The organism is uncultured Pedobacter sp., from assembly GCF_913776295.1.
Classification (GTDB): Bacteria; Bacteroidota; Bacteroidia; order Sphingobacteriales; family Sphingobacteriaceae; genus Pedobacter.
Window position 1 is genome coordinate 22777 of the sequence record NZ_CAJYOJ010000005.1, and the last position, 24709, is coordinate 47485.

Here is a 24709-nt window from a genome sequence, read left to right on the forward strand (position 1 = left end):
ACAGAATAATATTTTGATAGGTTGTCATTCCCGTGAAAACGGGAACCTTAATACGGTTGAACGGCAAATAAGTAAGTCCCTACCAAGTCATTAAGATGCCCATCCGATAGCTAGTTATCGGATGACGAACAAGCGGAGTATGACGACACCGCCAAATTGTAAGATTGTTAAACATTTCTGCTATAAAACTAAACAATTTGCGCAACGCTAAATGGACGCAGCGATTATCTTTAATAAATCTGCTTAAAGCTCTTATAAAGTGCAAGGCGCATTAAACAACTTAACCGACCAAATATGATCAAATCTAAATTTATGATAATGGCTTTGGGAGCGAGCCTGAGCTTTAGCATATGCCAGGCCCAAAACAATGCCGAAACAGTTAAAGAAGACTTTAAACCTGCTGTAACCAATCAGCCCGGACAGGAGTTTCCGCAAGTGAATTCGCAGGGCTATGCCAGGTTTCGGATTAAAGCACCACAGGCCGACAGTATCCGTGTAAGTCTTGGTTTGGGTGGCCAGGGAGGAACCAAACTCACCAAAACGGCTGATGGATTTTTTACCGGCACCACTGCCGGGGCAATGGATGAGGGTTTTCACTATTATCACTTAACCATTGACGGTGGTGTATTTAATGACCCTGGATCGATGAACTATTTTGGCTCCTCGCGCTGGGAAAGTGGAATTGAAATTCCGGCCAGGGACGAAGATTTTTACGCCAATAAAAATGTTGCCCACGGAAATGTGCAGCAAATACTTTTTCCATCGAAGAGTACCAACTCCTCACGCAGGGCATACGTTTACACTCCGCCAGGTTATGGCAAAGATAAACAACGCTTTCCGGTGCTGTATCTGCAACATGGATGGGGCGAAGATGAAACGGCCTGGACTAACCAGGGCCGGGCAAACCTGATCATGGACAACCTGATTGCAGAAGGAAAAATTAAGCCATTTATCATCGTGATGACTTATGGAATGACCAATGAAACCAAATGGGGACGTATGAAAGACTTTAAGATTGATGGCTTTCAAACCTTATTAACGGAAGAGCTGATTCCGTACATAGATACTCACTTTTCGACCGTAAAAACCTCCAATGGCCGTGCCATGGCCGGACTATCCATGGGTGGTATGGAAACACATACCATTACGCTTAATAAACCCGAACTGTTTGGCTCTTATGCATTATTGAGTGGCGGAACATTCAACCCTGCGGAATTGAGAGACAAACCAAAACCCCGATTGATTTTTATCAGCTGTGGAAGCAAGGAAAGGCCTGAAGGCGTAAAAAATGCTGTAGCGGCTTTAAAAGAAGCAGGCTACAATGCCGTTTCCTATGTTTCAGAAAATACCGGTCACGAATTCCAGACCTGGCGCCGGAGTTTGCGGGAACTTGCTCCGTTATTGTTTAAATAGATTATCAGGCCGACCTGTATTACAACTATCACTAGCAGCGTGCGCTTTAAGATTGCTTCGCACCTCCAATGACGATCTTTCTTAAAAAATCTCGCAATTTGAGGAGTTAGAATTTTCCCAATATATCGGAGTTTGATGACAGCTATTACAAGGTGCGTCATTTCGACCGCAGTGCCTGCCCGTACAGGCGGGGAGAAATCTTTGAACTATGTTAAAGAATTATTGCAATTCCAGTTCAAAGATTTCTCCATTTCGCTGCGCTTCAGTCGAAATGACGGCGAAGACTGAAAGACGAAATAAATGTATTTAATTTAAACAGGCGCTAATTATCAAACATGAAAGCTAAAAATATTATTTCCCTCTTTATTAGCTGTTTATTTAGTCAGTTTTGTTTAGCTCAAACTGAACAGCCACCTGATTTAAAATAATCAGACCGGATGAAAGCAAGCAGCCTGGCAAATTATTCCCGCAGGTAAACATGGAAGGCAATTAAGGGCAAGCCTATATTCCCCTCATACATCTAAATTCCGGTGGAGCTGGGTGGAAAAAATATGAGATGATCAAAAATGAGGCAGGGCTTTGAACAGGTAAATCTGATCCGCAGGACGAAGGGTTTTATTATCATCAGCTTAATATATTTGCAGAAGAGACCCAGAAATAAATTCAGGGTGACAAACAGACAATAAAAACATACAAAAAACATCTTCACAGCAGATTATTATCCGAATTCTGGCTATCAAAACAGATTGCTTCACGCTTACGCAAGGCCCCGTTCTTCAGTTCGCAATGACGAAATCAAGCCTAAATTGTCTTAAATAACTATTTTACAACCTCATTTTCTGTTGGCCCGAGGTAACTAGACGGCAATTTATCTTTATAGATGATTATTTTTTCCAAAACTACTGCCGGATCAACCATCCATATTTTTACGGTGTGCCTGCCTGGGTTTTTAAAGGAATGTGAAGAAGTAAGTGTTCTGGCATTATCTTTCACTGCGTTCGCCCAACTCGCGTCAGATCCTGAGGCACTAGGCTTTGCTATAATGGTCAGGATTTGAGGCGCCGCGCCATCTACAGAAATGCCAACTCTTAACCCTCCGGGCGAGAAATTTACCGTTGGTCCTACTACCAAATCAATGTTAACCTCACCGCTTTCAGCGAAGAAAACAGGATATTCTAAGGTGGGCGCACCAGGCTGATCAAGCGATGTGGCAGTAACCGGGAAAACCGACATGCCTGATGTTCCTCTTCCATAACCCGGTATCGCTTCCCAACTCACCCCGTTTCCAGACACTTTTTTACTTGCCTGGAAAGCCTCAAATGCAACTGGTGCACCTAAACTGGCAAAGGTTCCTTTTGCTTCTGCCAATTGTTTCGGTGTTGCCTTACTTGCTTTCACATTAATCACAACCTTAGTCGTGTCACCAGATATCTGGATTTTGCCCTCATGTTTTCCACTGCCTAGTTTTGTCCAGTCAACATCAACCCGTATGCGGTAATCATTTGTACCGGAAATGCTTTCTTTTTTCAATCGTATCCACCGATCAGCTTTTAGCTGGAAATTAACGGGTGCTGTCCCTTTTGCAAAAACTTCAAAATAAGACTGCGATTTATTTAAAGATTCAAAAGATGGAAGCGTAGGCGCCTGGATATTGGAGGTAGAAGGCCAACTGACAGATGAGCCATCTATAGCGACGCCAAAATCTGCTATTGAAGACACCTGGATCTCCTCTGTTTTGGGCATGATGTTTTGCTTTGGATCGTTCCAGCTGGTGTACCCAATCCTCACCTGATCCATCATGTGATTCCACTTACCGCCTGCCAGTTGATGGTTAAATTCATCGCTGAGTTGTTGATCCTGTTTAAAAAGATCGAGTGCAAGTTGACGTTGAAGATTGGTCGCCGTTCTTCCCTGCTTAAAATAAAGTCTGTTTTTACCAACAGCAATATATAAATCCGTAACTGTTTTCATCGCCTGGATGGGATAATATACCAATTGATAAAATGCATCTTTATAATGCCGAGGCAACTGCTCATTCACTTTCGCTGCCCTTTTGTTCAACCTACTCCATTCCATACTTACGCGCTGCGCCTCATTGAAATTCGTCTGACTAAAAGTTTCAGGACTCAATAGTTCAGGTTTACGCCTGGTGGTATATTTGGAATACAGGCGCACTAAATCTGCGATCTCTTTTGCCTGGCCAGTTCCAAATTCGCGTGTTGCCCAGTGCTGAAGAAAACCCGCCAGCTTTTCACGGCTCATCGCTTTGGGGCTCCAGGCCATCCTTAAAAAGAATTCTATTGGAATTTCCATCGGTTTAAGGTCGCCAACATTTACTACCCAAATCCGGTCGGCACCATATTGATAAGCCAGATTCATTTGCTCCCAAACTTTTGGCAGCGAAGTGGTATTTAACCACTTATAATTTCTAGGTGCACCTACATAATCAAAATGATAATATATCCCTGATCCTCCGCTCCGCTTGCGCTCCTGGGCGGTGGGCAAATGACGTAAGTTGCCCCAGTTATCATCAGCCCATAATAAGGTAATATCATCAGGAACTTTCATTCCGAAATCGTAATAATCTTTTACTTCTTTATATAAGGCCCAAAGCTGTGGAATCTTTTCTACAGGCTGGTCCATGTGTTCAGCAAGAATTTTACGCTGATCCTTAATAATATTTTCGAGCAACTTCACATTCGATGCCATATCGCCACCCTCAACCATCGGTTCGTCCCCATCTCCCCGCATCCCCATCGTAACCAGGCTTTCGTAGTTTTTATTTCTTTCGATACCCTCCTTCCAAAAGGCATTCAGGCCTTGAGGGTTGGTTGCGTAGTTCCAGGCACCAACGCCGTGTTTCTTCCATTCCTGTTGCGCGCGGATCATCGGCTCATGATGGGACGTACCCATTACAATACCGTATTCATCAGCTAAACGCGGATTTTCGGGATCATCTTCATTAAATGCATTACTCCACATGGCTGGCCACAAATAGTTGCCCCGCAGGCGAAGCAGCAGCTCAAACATATGCATATACATTTTACTGTTCATCCCGCCAAACTTCTCTTTGGCCCAACCTGTCATGGCAGGGGCCTCATCATTGATAAATATTCCCCGGTATTTCACCGCAGGTTCACCAGAATTGTATGTTCCCGAACGCGCAAATGCACTTTGTCGGGCTTTGGGCGGTACATCGGCCCACCAATACCATGGCGATACGCCTAATTGTTCTGATACTTCGTAGATGCCGTATATGGTTCCCCGTTTATCGCTCCCTGCAATAACCAATGCCTGATTGATGTCCGGAAACGGATTTTTGATAGTTGATATGGTAAAACTTTCCCATTTACCGGAAATGTCGGCACTGCTCAGCTTGCCTGATGAGACCAACTCATCAATGGGTTTGCTCTTACCAAGGGTTCCGATTATGATAACGGATTTGCCAGCAGGGCTAATGCTTTTTAATTCCGGCCTAAGGCCCGAAACGCGGAAAAAATCTTCTTTTAAATCACCGATTGCCCTTACAACACCTTTATAATCATGCTCATCATAAAAAATAGTAGTGGCATTCCCCTTGTCTATCAATAAAAAATCATCTTTGTTCCCTCTTTTTTCTTGAATAAATTGTTTGGCCAGACCTAAACTTGTCTGGGCTTTCGTGGAATAAACCCCGTAAAATAAAAGGATTAGAAGGATAAAGAAAACAGGGTTCGTTTTGAAAGAATTTAATGGCATTAGGCAATAATAATGAGTTCCTGGGTAATAGTAGTTAACGTGAGTGATGCGGCTTAATTTAGGCCGGCAAGCTCTGATTTTTAATCAGACACCTCCCGAATTGTTTCAGGGATTATTGATCATGATCTACATGTCGTGAGAAAAGCGGATGATTAAAAAACGAATGAGCGACATCGGTTGACGCCGCCCACCCAACTAAACCAAAGTATTTTTAATAACCAGGATTCTGATAAGCCTTTTTTTCATCTGCATTCATCTGCATTCCGTCTATTTGTGCCTGAGGAATAGGACGTAAATATAAGTTAGGCGTAATGGTACGGGTTACGGTTTGTGGCGTGTGATCGCCGTATGCAGTTCCTGCGATGGTATAGGTAGCTGCAAGCTCGCCCCATTTCTGGGTACGGATCAAATCGTACCTGCGGTAACCTTCAGCATAATATTCTCTTGAGCGTTCGGCCAAAATATAATTGATGTCTATTGTAGCCGGCGTGGCCGCAACCATCGCTGCACTATTATCTGCCACTTTAGCCACATTTCCATTGTTATCGAAACGCCATTTACCAGCTCTTGCACGAATTACATTAATGAGTTCACGCGCACTTTTGCCAGCTTTGGTTGTTGCTCCTTTTACCGCTGCCTCGGCTGCAACAAAATAAAGCTCAGAAAATTTAGCCACCGGAAACGGGCGTGTACTGCCTGCGTTTGGTTGTCCCAAACCCGTGCCATTGTCGGTACGATAAGGGCCTAATTTCCAGAGTCCCGGATAAACAATCCTACTGATTCCGCCCGGAGCAATCACATAATCAGCTCTTCCAGGCAGAATACCAGCGCCTACACCACTCACACCAGCACCTGTTGGGTAAGTAATGGTGGCATCATCTGTATTTAGAAAGCTCAGTATCGCATCTCCCGGTACTACAGATAACCCATTCGCGTTGACCAATGATGCCGGTGCACTAGAAGGTGGGTTGTAACCCTTAGGCCAGTTACCCCTGTAAACCGTGGTGAAAGTACCATCATATCTCGAATCGAGTGTTTTATCGGCGAAAGTATTTTTCAATACTTCAATGGTTGGCGCCATACGATTCCACGGACGGCCCAGGTGCTGCTCCGCCTCGCGTTGAACGGAACTAATACCTCCACTACGGATATTGGTGTAATTCCAGGTCATCATCCAGCCTGCAAAGTTATCCGGGGCGCCACCACTGCCAAACGTTAAGCTACCCCCATTAAATTTCTCGCTTGTTTGCGTATGGTCGGCATATAATAATGTTTCCTTGTTACGATCGTTCACGGCCCAGTTTACATCATAATATGTATCCATCAACCCAAATGTACCCGGGCTTTCTATCGCTGCAGTTGCAATATCGTAAGCCTGCTGAAAATAGTAACTGGCATCGTGCCCATCAGGATCGGTCCTTGCAGATGCAGGATAGGTTGGAATATTATTTGGATTCTGTAACCACCAGGCATAAGTTAAATAAGCTTTGGATAAAAACAGCTGCGCAGCAACTTTAGTTACCCCACCGGTAACCCTTCCTGTTGTTGGAAGGTCAGCAACAGCTTTTATCAGATCAGGAAATACGGCTTTTGTATACACAACCGGTACCGTATTCCGCACCGAAGTCCGAACCGGATTGGTGTTAAATCTCAGTTCGCCGGCACCCAGGTCGAGCGGAACTCCACCGAAGGTTTGTACCAGAAGAAAATAATCGAAGGCCCTGAAGAATCTGGCTTCGGCCACCAGGGCATTTGATATCCCTGCTGCACTGGCATTTTCGATGATACCACTGGCGTTGTTAATGTTAGGGAAGGCTTCGCTCCACAATATGCTGCTCGGAAAACTTGTTGATAAGATAGATCCTACGCCAGAGCAGTCCATATCTTTAAAGTTTCCGTCAGCATCTTTGCCCCAGGTGGCCTCGTCGGTACCGGTGATTAAAGAGTTGTAAAAATAAGCCTGACCGTAAATATTTCTCAAGTGGGCATACATAGCTGTTAACCCACCGTTTACGCCGGTAACGGTTTTAAAATAATCAGGTGTAAAGGTACTTCGTGGTTCTTCCTCCAAAATTTTGGAACAACCTGAAAAGATAACCATGAGTAACCAAATACCTGCGGCGGTTTTTAATTGTATATTTTTCATATCCTGTTTATACTAAAATGTTAAATTAAGACCTGCAACATAATTCCGGGTTGAAGGTGTGTTGGTACCAATAGTTAAAATCCTTCGCTGATAAGAGTTAACCGCCTGGTTTTCATCTCCGAATGAATTTGTTTCCGGATCCATACCCGACTCTCTGTGATAAGGAGAGAACATAACAAACGGATTTTGTACAGTCAGGTACATGCGCAGCCTTACATTCGAATTTTTAATCAGATCCCTATTGAAGTCGTAACCAAGAGAAATGGTTCTTATTTTGAGGAATGAGGCATCAAAATAGCCCAGCGTGCTTCCATATTTAGGATTATCGCCACTGGCAATACCCCCTGGTTTAGGGTACCTGGCATCTGTATTTTCAGGCGTCCAATAATCAACCTTAACATTGTTTCTGCGCCCTGTTAAAAGATTCAGATAACCTGATGATCCATACAGTGTGCTCACCAGTATTCCGCCGCTTTTGAAAAGTCCGACTACATTCAGGTCAAATCCCTTGTAGGCAACGCGTGTATTAAAACCGCCGGTAAATTTCGGATCAATATCGATAATCTGTCTGTCGGCAGCACCTATAGCCCTGGTTGGGACACCATTTGCGTTATAGTCTCCGGTATATTTAACTTTGATCATCCCTACGTTGCCACCTGGTTCAAGTACATTTAGATAAGGATCGCCTGCCTGCCACAATCCAATTTTTTCATAATCGTAAATGGCATTGATATTATGACCTACAAACCAGGCATTTCCTTCATCACGGGTTTGTCCGGAAGCCAGCGCAGTTAATTTGTTTCTGTTTGCCGTAATGTTGAAACCAACATCCCAGGTCCATCCGCCCTGATTTTCGAGGATCACCCCATTAACACTCAGCTCCCATCCTTTATTCTGGGTTTGACCAATGTTAGCCGTATAACTACCTACGCCAGCAGTTGAGGGTAAGGCTACGCTAAGTAATATATCTTTGGTTTTGGTATCATAGTATTCAAAAGTACCGGAGATGCGGTTTTTTAAAATGGAGAAATCCAAACCATAATTCCAGGTTTCAGAATATTCCCACCCTAATCCCGGACTTGGAAGCTGCGATACATAATATCCGGTTGCATAATTATTATCACCAAAATTATAGGGGCGGGTACTCAACAGTCCGAGTGTTTGATATGGAGCAACGGCCTGATTGGATGTTTGTCCGTAACCTACTCGTATTTTTAATTTATCAATGGCAGTAATATCTTTCATGAAAGACTCATTCATCATGTTCCATCCCACAGAAACTGCCGGATAGGTATGCCATTTGTGTCCTGGTGCCAGGCGCGATGAGGCATCAGACCGAAGGGTGGCGCTTAACAAGTACTTATTATCATACGAATACATAATCCTTCCCATGTAGGAGATAAGCCCGGTAAGACTATAGTTACCGTTGCCGATTGTGATCTCGCCATTTGCCTGCCCAAGATTATAAAACTGGAAAGCTTCAGCAGGGATATCCCTGGCAGTCATGGAAGAAGAATTGAATTTATTTTGTTCTGCAGAATATAAAGCAACCGCATTAAAAGTATGTTTTCCAAAACTCCGGTCGTAGGTCAGTAAATTCTCCAGCGTCCAGTGGTAAGTTTGCGAGTTGCTCACCCCAGCGGTAGAAGGTGTTGTGGCCGTAGTACTACCCACGCCAACACCAGTAAAATTACCATTATTGCTCTGGATAAAATCCAGTCCCAGGTTCGCACGGTATTTCAATCCTTCAACCCAGGGAATTTTAACTTCACCATAAAATGAATTGTAGGTAGCAAAACCACGTGTTTCATTCAACCATTTATCATGCAAATCCTTTACAATGCCATTGGTGTAAACAAAAGCTTCATCTTGTGGCATTCTCACAGTACGTTTTAAACTACCATCTGCATTATAGGGATTTGAAATAGGGGTATTGCTCAAATTGCCATAAATACCCACCTGATTGCCTTCACTGATGTTGTAATTATTATTGGTGGTAAAGCCAACACGAAAAAGCTTGCCGATCTGCTGATCAAGCGATGCTTTCATCGAGTATCGGGTGTATTGCTGTGTCGGGATTAAACTCTGGTTTTTATAATACCCACCACCAAAACTATAATTACTGGTTGCAGAACCACCAGTAACACCTAAATCATGACTGGTTACAATAGTACTTTTATTATAAAAGAGATCCTGCCAATCCGTATTAACATCATTAGATTCATCAACACCAAGCGTAGTAAATAGCCCTGCCGCTTTCCGTAATGCAACAAATTCAGGTCCGTTCATCATCGGATATTTTGCAAATAAGGTTTGCAGCCCTGTATAGGTATTGTAGGAGATTTTGGGGGGTGCACCAATCTGTCCTCTGTTTGTGGTTAATAAGATTACCCCATTGGCACCTCTGGAACCATAAATCGCTGTCGCAGATGCATCTTTTAAGATATCGATACTTTTAATATCGTTTGGATTAATATCGCCGATTGAGCCGGGAAATGGAATTCCATCCAACACCACCAGCGGCTCGTTACTTGCCGAAAGTGAACGCTGACCACGGATCAGGATCTGCATGGTTGCACCTGGTTTGGTTGATGTTTGCGAAATATTCACACCCGCCAAACGTCCCTGAATGGCCTGAGCAATATTGGGTGCCGGCACTTCCCTGATTTTTTCCCCGCCAATAGAAGCTACGGAACCCGTAACCGCTTCTTTGCGCTGAGTACCATAACCTACCACTACCACCTGGCCCAACTCTGCTGCGCTTGGCTGGAGAGTGACATTTATGGTGCTCTGACCTTTTACAGCAACTTCTTTATTGGTATAACCTACGTAAGAAAATACCAGAACCGGGTTCGCCCCGGCGGCTGTAATTGAAAAACTTCCATTGTCCTGCGTTGAGGTACTGGTGTTGGTCCCTTTTAAAACGACCCCTACACCTGGCAATGGGTTACCCTGTTCATCAACAACCTTACCTTTTACCGCAGTTTGTGCCTGTGCAATTAAAGCTGAAAGTATCAGTGTTGAGAGTAATATCACTTTGGGGAGATATCCGAAAAATTTCCATCGCGACGTTACACAAAATTGTAAAATTTCACTTCTCATAATAAATGGTTTATAATGGTTAAAGAATAAGAAAAGACAGCTCCACCGATCGGAAAATCAAAATGCACAATGTGAAAATCACACACTAAAAATAGACGATATCTTGCCTGGTCAATTCTTGCTTCTGCTATGATAAAGTTATCTACATTGTAAACCCGCTCCTGATTTGATTGTACATATTAAGAGAATAAATGTTCAAATAGAGAGGGCACTATTACGACCTTGTAAGACACAAAAATCAAATACAAAAGCAAATTATTTATAAGACAAAAATTTGCTAACGAAGTGAACCCTCCTGTTTAAGCATTGGAAAATCGAGTTAAAAACCGCCTTTAAACCTTAATAAAGCCATTTTTAACCCAAAAAAAGATCTGACTACACTTGTTTAAAAATCAGACTGAACGTTAATTAAGCGTGCCAAAATTCACAAAAATGGCTAATAAACAGTTATAAATGGCGAGAAAACAGGATAAAAATCTATATTATGCAATCGGTTGAATTTTTGTTTTTCTTAAAAAAATCAGAAGACAAATGTATCGGATAATTACTATTATCGGCCGATTTATTCTACAAGACAAATCAATATTTCAATGCTCTTTTAGCGACATCTTTCCTCACAACCGGAGATTTATAATTATAGATTTGTCCTCTTGAGAGATAATTATTTTATAAATATCAATGTAACTAACAGAATTATTCTAATTAACTGTAGGCTGGCTGGCTTCGTCATTTCGAGGAGGCTTTTTCAGCCGTGGAAGCCTGCCGGCAACAGACTGGCAATCTTACGATCGCTGTCAACCTGCGCATTAAGATTGCTTCGTCGTTCCTCCTCGCAATGACGACTTTTTCAGGGATGCTGTCCTTAGTTTCAAAGGCATTCCCATAGTTCGTCAAGCTCAATACAGGCTAAGCTCAATATTACAACTCAGAGTTGAAATTTGCACCTTATGGGGGAGAGATTTTGTACAGGGATAATAAAAAATCTGGCACAATTTCTATGCAGAAGTTTTCCGGTATGTATAGGTCATCTCTATTTATTCACTTCCGCTTCAAAAGGTGAAGCCGGCAAACCTGCCTTATTGTATAAATTAGCGCGATCGGGATTATCTGCCCACGCATAGCGAACAAAGGCTGGCTTTAAAACCATGGGACTTGAAAGTACAACGGTATCACCTACCAACCTGGCCTGGGCCCAATAGAACACCTTGTCCTCGCCCGCAAGTGCGAACCCCATCAGCTTGTCTGATCCTTTAATCATCAGCCCGGGCGAACTATGGTCAAAATTTATCGTCAATTCAGAGCCCTTTAACTGGTTTGATTTATAAATAGGCCCTGAATAGGTAATCTGCTGATCATGGTAAGCTAAATGTTCGGCCCATAGCGCCAAACGTTCACCCACGTCTTTTTTATCCAGCGGATGGATATCATTCCATTCGCCGGCGTCGATGGTGACGGCCATCCCGGTATTGGGCACGGCAAGTGCCTGTAGCTGGCTCTGCCTGAACTGCGCCCAATTACTTTCTTCTGGCAAATAGTTGGCTTCCATAAAATTAGGCAGCTGCGCATAAATAAATGGTAGTTCTCCCTGTTTCCATTTATTTCGCCAGTCTTTTATAAGTGCTGGCAACAACTGCCCATAAGCTTTCGGATCTCCGGTATTCGATTCTCCCTGGTACCAGACAAAACCCTTTATAGCAAATTTTACAGCGGGTGCAACCATGGTATTAAATAATCCTGTTGGCTCGTTCTGTGCAACTAAAGGCATTTCGGCCCCGGTGCGAAAACTCTGGTTTTGCTTTGGTTGCGCATAACCCACTTCAAAAGTCCATTCTCCACGTAAGTCGATTTTTTTCTCAGGCGTTAACAAAAAATAGTTTTTATCGGGTACAAAGCCGCCTTTGCCACTGTTGCTGATGACTTTAACGATCAGAATATTTTTTCCTGTTTTTAACAGTCCTGCCGGAACAACATACCTGCGGGGTGGATATTGATAGGTAGTATTGCCGATAAATTGACCATTGAGGAATACCGAATCTGCATCGATAATTCGCCCGATGTAAAGTTTGGCCTGCTTTCCGCTCATTTCTGCAGGGATTTGCAGTTCTTTTCTGAAATAAAGAATTCCGTTGATGTTCCGTATTCCCTGATCTGCCCAGTAACCTGGCATCCAAAATTTTCGCCAGCCGCTGGCATCAAAATTTGGATCAATCCATTTTACAGGACCTGAAAGTCCTTCATCAACTATAGGAGCTGATGTGGCCGGTCTGGCTAAGTTCGTCTCTTTAACTTTTTTCTGGTAGTTGGCCATAAAAACCGAATCCCTGAAATTGTTTATTTTTTTCAATTGTTCCGGATTCGTTAAAAATGCATCACGGCTCATCCAGGCCTCAATAGGAGTGCCTCCAACGCTGGAATTGATAATACCGATGGGAATGTTATATTTTTGAAAGAGTGTTTTGGCAAAAAAATAACTCGTCCCTCCAAAACTTAAAATATCCGCTCCTGTAGCTGTAACCCATTTGCCGGGCGGAAGATCGGTAGCTTCTCCAGATAGGTTTGCTTTAGTCGGAACAAAAAAGTTCCTGATCAGGGGGAAATGGTCCTTTTCAATCACCTGCGGATAAGCTTCTCTTAACCGTTCCATCGGTAAGGCCATATTAGACTGCCCCGAACAAAACCAAACATCTCCCAGCATGATATCATCCAGCGTAATGGTATTTTCACCTTTAATGATCATTTTAAAGGGGCCACCAGCTTTCATTTCACCCATTTTCACCGACCATGATCCCTGATCATCGGTAATAGCCTGATAACTTTTGCCTTTAAAACTGATGGTTATTTTTTCGTTTGCTGCTGCCCAGCCCCAGATCGTTAACGGGCTTTCGCGCTGGAGCACCATGTGGCTGGAAACCAATTGAGGTAAAGTAACTTTGGCAGAAACCGAAAAACGGAAAAGCAGTAAGCACGCTAATCCGCAAAAAACCAATTTTGTATTTATATTCTTCATCAATATCCAAAACTATTTAACCATTCCGTGCTTTGCTTAGCCATTTGGGTATAATGCCGCCATTAATGTTCAAAACTGTTTGTCCTGAGAGAAGTAGATCTGCATCATCTCTTTACCTGAACTGACTTAATTAACCTTGATATGGAAATAATCAAAATCCACATGCCCGCCAATTTGCTCCGTTGCATAATTGAAAAGGCCAAAGCGATAACCCATAAAGTGAGGTAAGGTGTACGACATTTTTAGTTTTTCGCCAATGGTATTCCATGATTTACCATCTAAGCTGTAAGCGAAAGAAGCCAGGTCATGGCGATCCTTAAAATCACAACTTACCTTTAAATAAATTTTTTGCTGTTTCAGTGGAATTCTGACGCTTTCTATGGGTTGACTATCATTCACTGTATTTACTACGATAAATAACCCTTCTTTTAAAGATTTAACGCCAATCCAGCCATACTTTTTCTGCAGCAGTAGCATTCCGGTGCAATCGCCAATCTTCATATTTTCGAGATCGATACTGGTTTCGGCTGAACTTGCCGGCCCTACCGTCCTTTGGGTAAGCGTGTTTCTGGCCGAAAGCACTGAAGTATCCGTCCTGGAAGTCTGGATTGTTAGGTAACCTTTTCTTTTGGTGAGCGACCAGTGCGCATGATCTGGATTATGGTTCCATTGCCATACTTTTTTAAGGCCATTCTCCTCTCCTTTTCCATCAAAATCGTCAGAATCTACAATACCAGGAATGAGGCTTTGATTTTTTGGCAGTTGAAGTGTATCCGGAACTTTTGAATTTATGCCCAGAACAGGCCATCCCTGTTCCCATTTAACAGGAACAAGATAAGGAATCCGGCCCACAGCGCCATAATCGCGAAAAAGGTACGAAAACCACCGTCCTTCAGGAGTACTGATCAATCCACCTTGTGCAACGCCTTTATCCTGTAGCCCTATTTTCCCTATATATGGCCCAGTCAGTTTATCGGCCCTGTGGATAATTACCGTACGCATGCTGTTTCTAGGCCAGGTGATGTTAAACAGATAATATTTGTCTTTTACCTTGAAAAGTTGCGAACCTTCGGCAGGCAAACCAGGGTTATCGCCAGCCACCTGGGTGGCATTTTCTATCAGCACCTGCGGGCTTGTACCGGCTTTTATCCCGGATAAATCGGCATTTAACTCTGCCAGCATAATTTTCCCTGCTCCATACACCATAAATACCCGGCCGTTTTCAAAAAACAGGGAATGATCGTGAAGTGCCGGACTAAAGTCAGACCTTTTCCAGGGGCCTTTTTCAATATCTGAAGTAGAGTAGATGTAGGTTTTATTGGTTGTACCGGAAAAAGTGCTCACATAAAACCGACCATCGTGATAGCGTAGGCTACTTGCCCATGAGCCTCTTCCATAATCATTTTTGCCATTATTTAAATTCAGCTGGTCATTATTGGCAAGCGTATCATAAACATAAGTGACCATTTTCCAGTTTACCAGATCGGTGGACTTCATAATCGGAAGACCAGGGTTCATGTGCATGGTTGTGCTACTCATGTAATAGGTGTTGCCTACCCTAATGATTGACGGATCGGGTACATCAGCAAAGATGATGGGATTGGTAGCGAGCTGGCTATGGGCTGTAAAAAACCATCCGTTTAATAGCAAGGTACAAAGATAAAACACTACGTTTTTCATAATTGGTAAATTGAATTTATTGAAGAAGCTGGATCATATAAAACATGTTGTTTTCTTTGGGCTGAACTCGATGAAGTATTTGAATATATAAAAGTATGCTCAAATAAGTCTTTCCTCAAGCTATTGAAAAAATGGTCGCCCCGACCGAAGCAACGCGGAGTGCCTGCCTGTACGGACAGACCCGCCTGTACGGGCGGGCATTCCGTTGCACTCCAGTCGAGGTGGCGATTTAACTTTTGAGTGATATACCTCAAAAGATATCGTCATTCCCAACTTGATTGGGAACGACGATTCTTAGGGGAGAGCTATATCCTTAATGCTTTTATATAAAAACTATGAATAGCAAAAGCTTATTTGCCTTTAAACGCTTCTGCAACACCTACATAAGCTGGTTTACGCACAAAACCTCCTGTCCACAACCCAATTGGCTCATCAGGTCTCCAAAAAGAACTGGCCGGACTATCCAATGGGCTCCAGATGGTGATGCCATAACGTTGAGCCGGTGGTATGATCTCAAAATATTTATCAATTACATATTTATACATATCTGCCTGCGCTTTGTATTCATCTAGTGTTACTGCAGCCGTTTTTTTATTCGAAACGCCGAGATCCAGTTCAGAAATCTTAATTAATTTGCCTGTAGCTGCCAACAATTTAAACATTTCAACTATTTTCGCTTTATCAGTTTCTGTACCCATGTGCATCTGCGTGCCAATGCCATCCACTTTGGCGCCTTTACTCTCTATATATTTCACATACTCAATCAGTCCCCTGCATTTATCAAGGCTACTTTCCAATCCATAATCATTTATGAAATGAATATCAGAGGCATTACCGTACTGGCGTGCCAGTTTAAAGGCAGTCACGGCGTAATCTTTACCCAGATAATCCTGCCAATAAAATTCATCGGCAGCTATATTTGTTTTTCCTACGCCCGTTTTCAACTGTGATGGATCCGGCCAGTCAGACATTGGCTCATTTACCACATCCCATGCTTTAACGCTGGTTTTACTCACGGCAAGCATTCCGGCAATCCATTTATCAAGTGCAGCTGTTAAGATAGTTTTTTTCTCATCGGCCGTTTTTTCGATTATTTTATCACCGCCATTTGGATTCACACGGTTAAGTGATATTTTATCCATAGAAATTTTGCCGGCATAGGCTCCAAAGCTAAAAACCAAACGGGTTCTATCACCTGCCGTGATGGTTTTTTCTAATTGTACAAGCTTCCAATCGGTTGAAATATTAAAAGAGCCAAAATCATCTGCTCCATAACTTTTGGTTTCTTGTGCCGCTACTGAGGCTGCTCCGGCAACACTACCCTTAACATAAAAGCTGAGTTTATAGGTTGAACCGCTTTTAAATGGAGTTGTAAAATCTGTTGCAGTCTGCGCTTCCCAGGAATTAACCGCTTTAGGATTAGACATATTAAGCGCATAGCCGGCACCACCATATCCATCACCTTTGGCCGAAACTTCCCTAACAGAACTATTTCCCCAGCCAAACCAGCCCGAAATGTTTCCCGATTCAAAGTCACTGTTACTAATGAGGTTATCCTCCAGTGCCGGTCCGTTGGTTCCTTTAATAACGGTTGGTGCGATTAAACTATTAAGGTATTTGGCATTTTGGTTGGCATGCCAGCAAAGCGTATGGCCGTAAACTTCCATACCTGAATTTTTAGCATTTTCCAATAATTTCTTCACATTATCAAAATCCATACTGCCGTTGTCTTTCACTATAGCGCCGTGTTTCATTTCATAACCGATTACAATCTGGTTAAAATTGCTGTTGGCCAGGCGATATAATACCCCCTTGTTATTGTATTCGCTAAGTGATGTGGCTACGCCAAATTTAAAATCGGGATTAGCCGACCAGTTGAAATAAGATTTCAAAGCTTTGTAAGCATCAATCTGTTCCTGTGCTGCTATGGATGCAGGTTTCTCAACAGAAAAATCAAGTGTTTCATGCTTTTTGCATGAAACAGATAAAACCGGAAGACCTATGATCAGGGCAATTTTATAAATATTTTTCATCTTGACTCACATTTTATTTTTTAACCGGATTAAAGGTTTCCATGGTTACGCCACGGTTGCGCATTACGAGTGTATCGGTAGTGGCTACAGACATGTCCGCAAGATCGATGTTATAATTCAGGTAAAGGGCATCCCGATCGGTATTTCCCCAGCTATTCTTTTCTCCACGTTTGATAAACTTGCCGCTTCCGGTTGCCGTAAAGCTATTGTCGGCAGCAGATACAGTACAGTTACCTGAATTATCGAAGGTAAGCAGCAATTTGCAGGTGATATTCCGGTTGTCTTTATCTTTGAATACCGCGTTAAATGTATTCGACTTTAAAGAGGTTGTTACTACCTGATTAACCTCATCGCTTTCCACATAGGTCATGTGCCTGCTAACCGTTTTGTTCAAACTGGTATTGCCGTTTTTACCGGTAACTACATCTTTACCGCGGCGCAGGTAATAGCCGTGCCAAGGGTTGATGTACTTGATGGCATACAGGGTATAATTCTTGGCTTCTAAAATTTTATCGGCATTTTGTACCGAAGTCATCCGCAGCGGAATAACGTAGGTATTTTTCAGCGCCAGCGGATCGGCAAAAAAATCATCGGTAAGTTGTACCTGAACACCACCTGTTATTTTACCTTTCGGAATAGTGATGGAGCCACCTTGAAGGCTATAGTAGTTTGCCGGCATGGCTACCACATTTGCGGCACCACCAAAAGTAAGATTGCTGGCCAGGGTATTATCTACTGCCACCCCAATACTTACATCGTTTTTAACTTCATATACACCGCCCGTTGTGGCCATGATTTCGCAACGGTACTGGTTGTCCAAAGAGGTATCATATAAATCCTCACCAAGGGTAATGGTACGAACAGGACTCTGGTATGCAAAATATACCGTTTGGGTGCCGTAATCAGGAAATTCCCACTCCTGATTTTTGCATGCTCCTAGAAACACGGCCATTGCCAGCAAAAATTGGATTTTCTTTTTCATTTTCTTTAAATTTTAATCCTGGTATTGATGAACTACCAGCCTGCGTTCTGGATAAGATTATTGTACTTTAAAATTTCACTATAAGGTACCGGACCGTAAATCATGTAAGGCTGATACACGCGGTTTTCTACATTGATCGGGGTAAACGTTGTTCCGGTAATGCTTGCTCCCTGGGCCACCTCGTTCAGGCTGGCATTCCATCTGCGTAAATCCCAGAATCGGAAACCTTCAAAACAGAGTTCCAGGCGACGCTCATTGCGGATCAGTTCTCTCATTTTTACCTGGTCTGACTTAATCGATTCCAGGTAAGGGTCGTTATTGTTAGTACCAACACCTGCTCTTCTGCGGATCGCCTTGATCACATCATAAGCTGAATAAGCATTGTTTCCACCATTTAATGGCCCCCAGGCTTCATTTGCAGCTTCAGCATAGGCAAGATAAATTTCTGTATACCGAATCCGTGGGTTGTAATGTTTCTGGTTGGTGGTTGATGATGGGTTCAGGTTTACATCCTGTCTAAGCAGCTTACGCATGTAATATCCGGTACGGGTAGAAGTTTCCACTTTATTCAACGCATCATTGGTAGGTCCGTTAAGCGTTGTATTAATCGTACTGCCAGCAGTTCCTGCCGTACCGCCATTCACCAGAATGTATAACTTCAACCTCGGATCACGGTTATCGTAAGGACTGGATGCAGAGAAACCACTATTGGCATCTGATATCGGATAGCCATTGGCCATTGGGAAAGCATTTACCAGATTTTGTGTCGGATTGATCCGGCCGCTGCCAAAAAGTGTCGGCGGGAAGTTATTTCTTTCTAGGTCATTACTATTGCCCACATCACTGCGCCATAAAATTTCAGAAGGATTTACTCCCGATGCCAACCCATCAATACCGGCATCTTTGTCATACCACTTGATGTCGTTCGCCGTCAGGTTTACCAACCCACCTCTTAAATTGATTACAGCGGCAGCATCATTTGCCGCTTTTTCCCATTTGGCAACCGTTGAGGGATTAAATGCAGGACTTGCAGCCAGCAATGACGCTTTCGCACGGATGGCTTTTGCAATGCGAGCCGTTACACGCCCTCTGAAATAATAACCGAAAACACGATTGTAGTTATCTTTTCCTACGCCCGAATATTTAGCAGGCACTTGCGCATCACTAGCAACATCCTCAAAATCAACAGGAAGCAATTGCTCCGCCATATCAAGATCGCGATAAATTTGCTCCATTGTCGCATCAAAAGTGGCTCTGGGTTTATTGAAATCGGCATCCTGCCCTTCTGGTTGCAATACCACCGGAATACCAAGCAGCTGGCCGTTATTGCCTTTACCGGCGTGTGCCTGCAACAGGTAATAATTAAACATGGCACGAAGCGCATACCCCTCTCCTTTCATCCGGTCGTTAAACATGCGGTTGATATTAGGCTCAACAGCCCATTTCACCTGGTCTGTTACCGAAAAAAACAGGTTAAGGTATTGGATGGCGGCACGCGAATTGGTCCACTGAGAAAGTGGGTTATTTATCGCCGTCCATTGCCCGGTAGCAATTTTCAGGTAAGCATTATTGCGGTCGTTGCTTACGGCATCATCAGTAGCTACATCATTAAACGACCAGCTATTGGTGGGTATACGGGCATAACCGTTAAGCAGTAAACCCTGTGCATAGGTTGCATTATTGTAAGTACTTTCCAGATCAAGATTATTCTCGATTTCAGGTTTTAACATATCCTTGCAGCCAACAGAGAAAAGCAGTGCTGCCAAACCGATCAGAAGTTGTATTTTTTTCATATCTATTTGTTATCAGGGTTAAAACAAAGCCTTTACACCAAGGTTATAAAACCGCGTTTGGGGTGAGGTATTGACGTTAAGTTCCAGTATTTCACGTTCTGGTGCGATGGTAAGCAGGTTCATGCCGCTGGCATAAATGCCTAATTCTCTTACAAATCCGTTGCGGAACAGATTTGCCGGGAACTGGTAAGATAGCTGCACTTTCGACAAATCGAAACGGTTCGTGCTGTACAGCCAGAAATCTGAAGAGCGGAAATTATTATCGCTGCTTGCTGTAGTTAACCGTGGATAGGTCGCCGTGGCCTGTGTTTCAGGAGTCCAGCGGTCTCTAACTACTATTGAATATTTGTCCTCGCCATCTACCCAGAAATAATTACTGTTTTTCATCGCTTTTGCACCATATCGGCCGGTACCCAATACAAACAGGCTTAAATTTTTCCATTTCGCTGTCAGGTTTACGCCTAAGGTCATTGGTGCGCCTAACCATCCGCCTTTACCCAGGTAAACTTCATCCCTGGTATCAATAATACCATCACCGTTCTGATCTTTGTATTTCAAATCTCCGGGTTTAACCTGACCGAAAGACTGGGCAGGCGAAGCGGCTATATCAGCAGTGCTGCTAAAAAAGCCCAAACTCTGTAATCCCCAAAGTGCATCAAGTGGTTTTCCTGCACGGTTCAGGTAATCAAACTGGTAAGATTCGGCACGTTTGGTGGCTTTGGTATCGTAATAAGTACCGGTTACTCCAAGGCTCCAATCTATTTCTCCCGTTTTTTTATTCACCCTGATACCAAAATCAAATCCTCTGCGCTGATCATTATCGTAATTTACGTAAGGGATATCAGAATATACCGGAAATCCTGTAGTAAGATAAGAAGGATATAATACACCTGGCTGCACCACATTGCCACGCGTTTGATTAAAAAATGCAGAAGCCGTAAAGTTGATCAGGTTTTTATAGAGCGATCCTTCCAGACCGATATTAATCTCTCTTCGTTGCGGAAACTTTAAATTAGGGTTATCGCCTCTTCTGCGGTCAAAAGTATGTACCAATCCGCCATCACGCCAGCTGTACCAGGCCGCATCGTTATAAGTAAAGTAGCCCTGGTAAAGGTTATAGTTGTTAATGTCGAGGTCGGTATTCAGGATTCCAGCAGAAGCCGTAACTTTCAACTGATCAACGATTTCAGAATTTTTAAGGAATGCTTCTTCACTAAGCCTCCATCCTAAAGACAGTGTTGGCGAGAATGCGCCACGGTTAGCTGTTGGTAATTTTGCCGAATAAACATACGCCCCGCTAAAATCGGCATAGTAGCGATGATCATAGTTATAACCTAGCTGTAAACCCAGGTTGGCGTTGTTTGTGGCATGATAAACCGAAGATTCGCTGATGTTAAAACCATAACCCAATAATGATCCGGTAACATTATGCTTTTGTTTAAAAGTACGTGCATAATTAAACTGACCTGAAAAAGAGATGGTTTGGCGATAGGCACTTCCGCTTACATTCTGTATGCCTGATCTGGCATCAATGCCATACTTTGTTAAACTCGAAATCTGGTCAATGCCTGCGTAATTGTTCCACGCCGCTTCGTAAACGGAATAAGTATTGTTATACGATTGATTAAAAGCGCTGGAATAATCAACGGCAAGCATGGTTTTAAAGCTTAATCCCTGCATCAGGCTGCTGAGGTCAAAATTTATCCCGGTATTAAACTGGAACTGACGGGATACATTACGGTTGTAGCCTCCTGCATAAATACTGGCGAAGCTATTCGTCTGGTCCAACTGGCTTCCACCCAAAAGATAGCTACCATTAATGATATTGTTGCTATTATTGGCCTGTGCCAGCGATGCCACATCACCAGGTTCAATCATACTGATGGGGATAAGCGGTGCAAAACGGTACGGACGAACCGTAGCTGCGCTGCCCCAATAATCGGTGTTTACCCCTTTACCGGTATAAAAACTCGCCGTAGCATCTACATTCAGCGAAATAATCTTGTTTAATTTTACATCAATATTTCCGCGTACATTAAAACGGTTGGCACCACTGTTTTTTACGGCTTCACCAAAATTTAACAATGAACCCATTGACCAATAACCGAGGTTGGTATAATAACGCGTGCGGTTGTTACCGCCTGAAATTTCTGCAGTCACATCATTTCGTCCGTAACTGTTTCTCAGATAATCCGAAGAATAATAATCTACGTTAGGATAGCGGTAAGGATTTGTTCCGGAGGCATAGTTGTATATGGTTTGCTGCGTGTAAAGATCTGGCAATCCGTCATTACGGCGCGCTTCATTATACAAAGTCATGTATTCTGCAGAACCCAGAAACTGGGGATAACCTTTAGGAACATTTAAACCTGTATTGGCCCTAACATTTACCCTCTGCTCGTAATTACCCCCTCTTTTGGTGGTAATATACAGTACGCCTTTGGCTGCACGGCTACCATATAGCGCTACTGCATTTACACCTTTGAGAATGGTAATCTGATCGATTTCCGTCGGCATAATGTTGTTGATGTCTCTCGGAATCCCGTCTACCAATACGAGGTAGCTGCCCATTCCCCAAATGTTACCATTAAAACCCGGTAAAAGGGCATCAAGGCCTTCAAGGCTGGAGGTGGTATAGTTTTTTTCCAGCATCTGGGAAAGATTTATGGCGGAAACATCGCCCAAAAGGTCGCGTTTGGCCACTTTCCTGAATGCAACCTGTACTGAATCTACCTGAGGCATCACAAATACGGTATCCTGCGGCAGGCGTTCTTCGTTTTTATTAACGGATTTATTGCTTTTATTGCTTTGCCTGGTGGTTTGCGCTGATCCTGCTGCAGGCAGCAAAAACGCAACGGCAAGGCACAAGGCTGATATTATCTTGATCTGTTTCATTTCATTCGTTTGAATTAGTTTACGCCCTTACCAGCCTGGATTTTGTTTAAAATCTGCATACATGTTCACATCGGCATTTTTAAGTGGAAGCCAATAATGTTTCTGACTAAATTTCCGCTCCAGAATAACCACTTCTTTAAGGTTAACTACCCGGTTTGCAGTAGGATCGGTAGTGCTGAAAGTTCCGCTACGGTCAAACTCAACCGATGTTTTTAAAGTGTATGGTTTCTCAATCAATAGTAACCAGCGGCGCAAATCGTTAAAGCGGTGGCCCTCAAATGATAACTCTACTGCTCGTTCTCTTCTTACTTCACCCAAGAATCCATCTACAGATGTCAGGAACTTTGCCGCCACATTAGCTACGCCAGCCCTCGTGCGGATCACGTTGATGGCATCAACAGCTGTTTTGGAAAAACCAGGATCTTTGCCGGTAGGCGAGTTATATCCCATCAGTGCAGCTTCAGCATACATCAGGTAGATATCAGCCAAACGCATGTAAGGAACATAAATATGAAGACTATTTCCATACGAATAACCATTATCATATTTATTGGCGGTAATCGGAATAAATTTACGCAAAACGTAACCCGTTCTGCTTCCGGTACTTACATCTCGATAACTTCCGCTGGTGTATAAATTGGCATACCTGTTTTTTTCATCGCTGGCACCCATAGCACCTTGCACAAATTTTACCCCGTCAAAAACGATGTCATTATAAAACCTCGGGTCTCTTCCTTTCCATGGATATTCCGGATTGTAACCTGATTCGCTGTCGGCCTTAGTAATATCAGCGATCGGCAAGCCATTGGCCATACCATAATAATCTACATAATTGGCGGTAGGCGTAAACTTAAGGTCACCTTCCGAAATCACTACCGGTGTATATTGCTTACTGGTTCCCCAGTTAGAATTATTTGCACTGAAAAACGGACCACGGAATATGGCTTCGGTACTTCCGGGTAAATCCCAGTTTTGCCCGCTGGTGTAAAAATTGCGGTAATAATTTTTAAATTCTACAAGCGCATACTGGGTGGTACCGCTTTCGGTAAGGGTAAGCAGTTCGGCAAATGCAGCTGCTGCTTTTTTACAGTATTCTGCATCGTAGCTCTTGCTTCCCGTCGATTCAAAATTCATCAGCGGACTACCGGCCCACAGGTAATTTTTACCGAGATAACCCAAAGCCATGATCTTATTGATCCGCAGGGAGTTTTTACCCAGGGTACGTTTACCCGCTGTGGTATTGTCCCAGTTAACAGGTAAAATATCTGCAGCAGCCCTGAAATCTGCAGCCGCTTTGTCTGCACATGCTTTATAGCTTAAGCGTGGAAGGGTAAGTTTCGAATCCGTAGGTAAAACAGTATCTATATAAGGTAAGCCTCCAAAATATTCCATCAGCCTGTGGTGAAACCAACCGCGGAAGAAAAGCAGTTGCCCTTTAATGAGGTTTCTTTCCTCATCTGTAGCATCTGTCATCTTATCCATATTGGCCAAACCCACATTTACTTTACTGATCCCATACCAGGCCGCTTTCCAAAGATCCTTGTTAAAACGGTCGTTATTTGTGCTAAAATTATTGCGGTTCATCCATCCTGATCCCCAGCCGTCAAATTCAGACTGCCATCCCCAGAAATTCCCATCGTCTATCTTATGGATGAAATGAAAATTTCCGGCGGTTGAGGTAATCTCATCTTCTCCCCAATTCCAGGAATTGGTCCAGTAGTTTGTGCTAAAATTTACGATACAGTTGTAGAGCTCTTCGGTATAACCCTGGAAATTATTGAAATTCTTAAAAGCCTCTTTCTCCGAAATAACAGTTTCATTGGCCTTATCGAGGTATTTTTCACACGAAGAAAGGGATACTGTTGACCAGATGATGGCACAACATACTAATGTTTTGATATATTTTTTCATGATTGTAGC

11 protein-coding genes are annotated in these 24709 nt (G+C 43.1%); 1 reads left to right on the top strand and 10 read right to left on the bottom strand.

Annotated features, from left to right (window positions below; translation table 11 throughout):
• The first annotated feature begins 294 nt into the window (after positions 1–294).
• Positions 295–1413: an alpha/beta hydrolase-fold protein gene (locus tag QZ738_RS01000; RefSeq protein ID WP_293783177.1), complete on the top strand. Its 1119-nt coding sequence runs from the start codon at positions 295–297 to the stop codon at positions 1411–1413.
• An 819-nt stretch (positions 1414–2232) separates the two neighbouring features.
• Here QZ738_RS01000 and QZ738_RS01005 read toward each other — a convergent pair.
• The 10 genes from QZ738_RS01005 to QZ738_RS01050 all read right to left on the bottom strand — a co-directional run bounded on the left by QZ738_RS01005 (position 2233) and on the right by QZ738_RS01050 (position 24700).
• A complete protein-coding gene (locus tag QZ738_RS01005; RefSeq protein WP_293783180.1) occupies positions 2233–5151 on the bottom strand; it encodes a glycosyl hydrolase 115 family protein in 2919 nt (972 codons plus the stop codon).
• A gap of 211 nt (positions 5152–5362) precedes the next feature.
• On the bottom strand, positions 5363–7297 hold the full coding sequence (locus tag QZ738_RS01010; RefSeq protein ID WP_293783183.1) for a RagB/SusD family nutrient uptake outer membrane protein: 1935 nt from the start codon (positions 7295–7297) through the stop codon (positions 5363–5365).
• A 12-nt stretch (positions 7298–7309) separates the two neighbouring features.
• Positions 7310–10399 carry a TonB-dependent receptor gene (locus QZ738_RS01015; RefSeq protein WP_293783186.1) on the bottom strand — a complete coding sequence of 1030 codons (3090 nt, stop codon included), beginning with the start codon at positions 10397–10399 and terminating at the stop codon, positions 7310–7312.
• Between the two features lie 1030 nt (positions 10400–11429).
• Positions 11430–13406 carry a sialate O-acetylesterase gene (locus QZ738_RS01020; RefSeq protein ID WP_293783189.1) on the bottom strand — a complete coding sequence of 659 codons (1977 nt, stop codon included), beginning with the start codon at positions 13404–13406 and terminating at the stop codon, positions 11430–11432.
• Positions 13407–13532: 126 nt separating this feature from the next.
• Positions 13533–15086 (bottom strand): glycoside hydrolase 43 family protein, encoded by a 1554-nt coding sequence (locus QZ738_RS01025; protein WP_293783192.1) that lies wholly within the window; start codon positions 15084–15086, stop codon positions 13533–13535.
• Positions 15087–15436: 350 nt separating this feature from the next.
• A complete protein-coding gene (locus QZ738_RS01030; protein ID WP_293783195.1) occupies positions 15437–17119 on the bottom strand; it encodes an endo-1,4-beta-xylanase in 1683 nt (560 codons plus the stop codon).
• 13 nt (positions 17120–17132) lie between these two features.
• Entirely contained in the window at positions 17133–18101 is a 969-nt protein-coding gene (locus QZ738_RS01035; RefSeq protein WP_293783198.1) for a DUF5627 domain-containing protein, read from the bottom strand.
• A gap of 32 nt (positions 18102–18133) precedes the next feature.
• Entirely contained in the window at positions 18134–19894 is a 1761-nt protein-coding gene (locus tag QZ738_RS01040; protein ID WP_293783201.1) for a RagB/SusD family nutrient uptake outer membrane protein, read from the bottom strand.
• Positions 19895–19912: 18 nt separating this feature from the next.
• Positions 19913–22789, bottom strand: a complete 2877-nt coding sequence (locus QZ738_RS01045; protein ID WP_293783204.1) for a SusC/RagA family TonB-linked outer membrane protein — start codon at positions 22787–22789, stop codon at positions 19913–19915.
• 27 nt (positions 22790–22816) lie between these two features.
• A complete protein-coding gene (locus QZ738_RS01050; protein ID WP_293783207.1) occupies positions 22817–24700 on the bottom strand; it encodes a RagB/SusD family nutrient uptake outer membrane protein in 1884 nt (627 codons plus the stop codon).
• Positions 24701–24709: the final 9 nt, after the last annotated feature.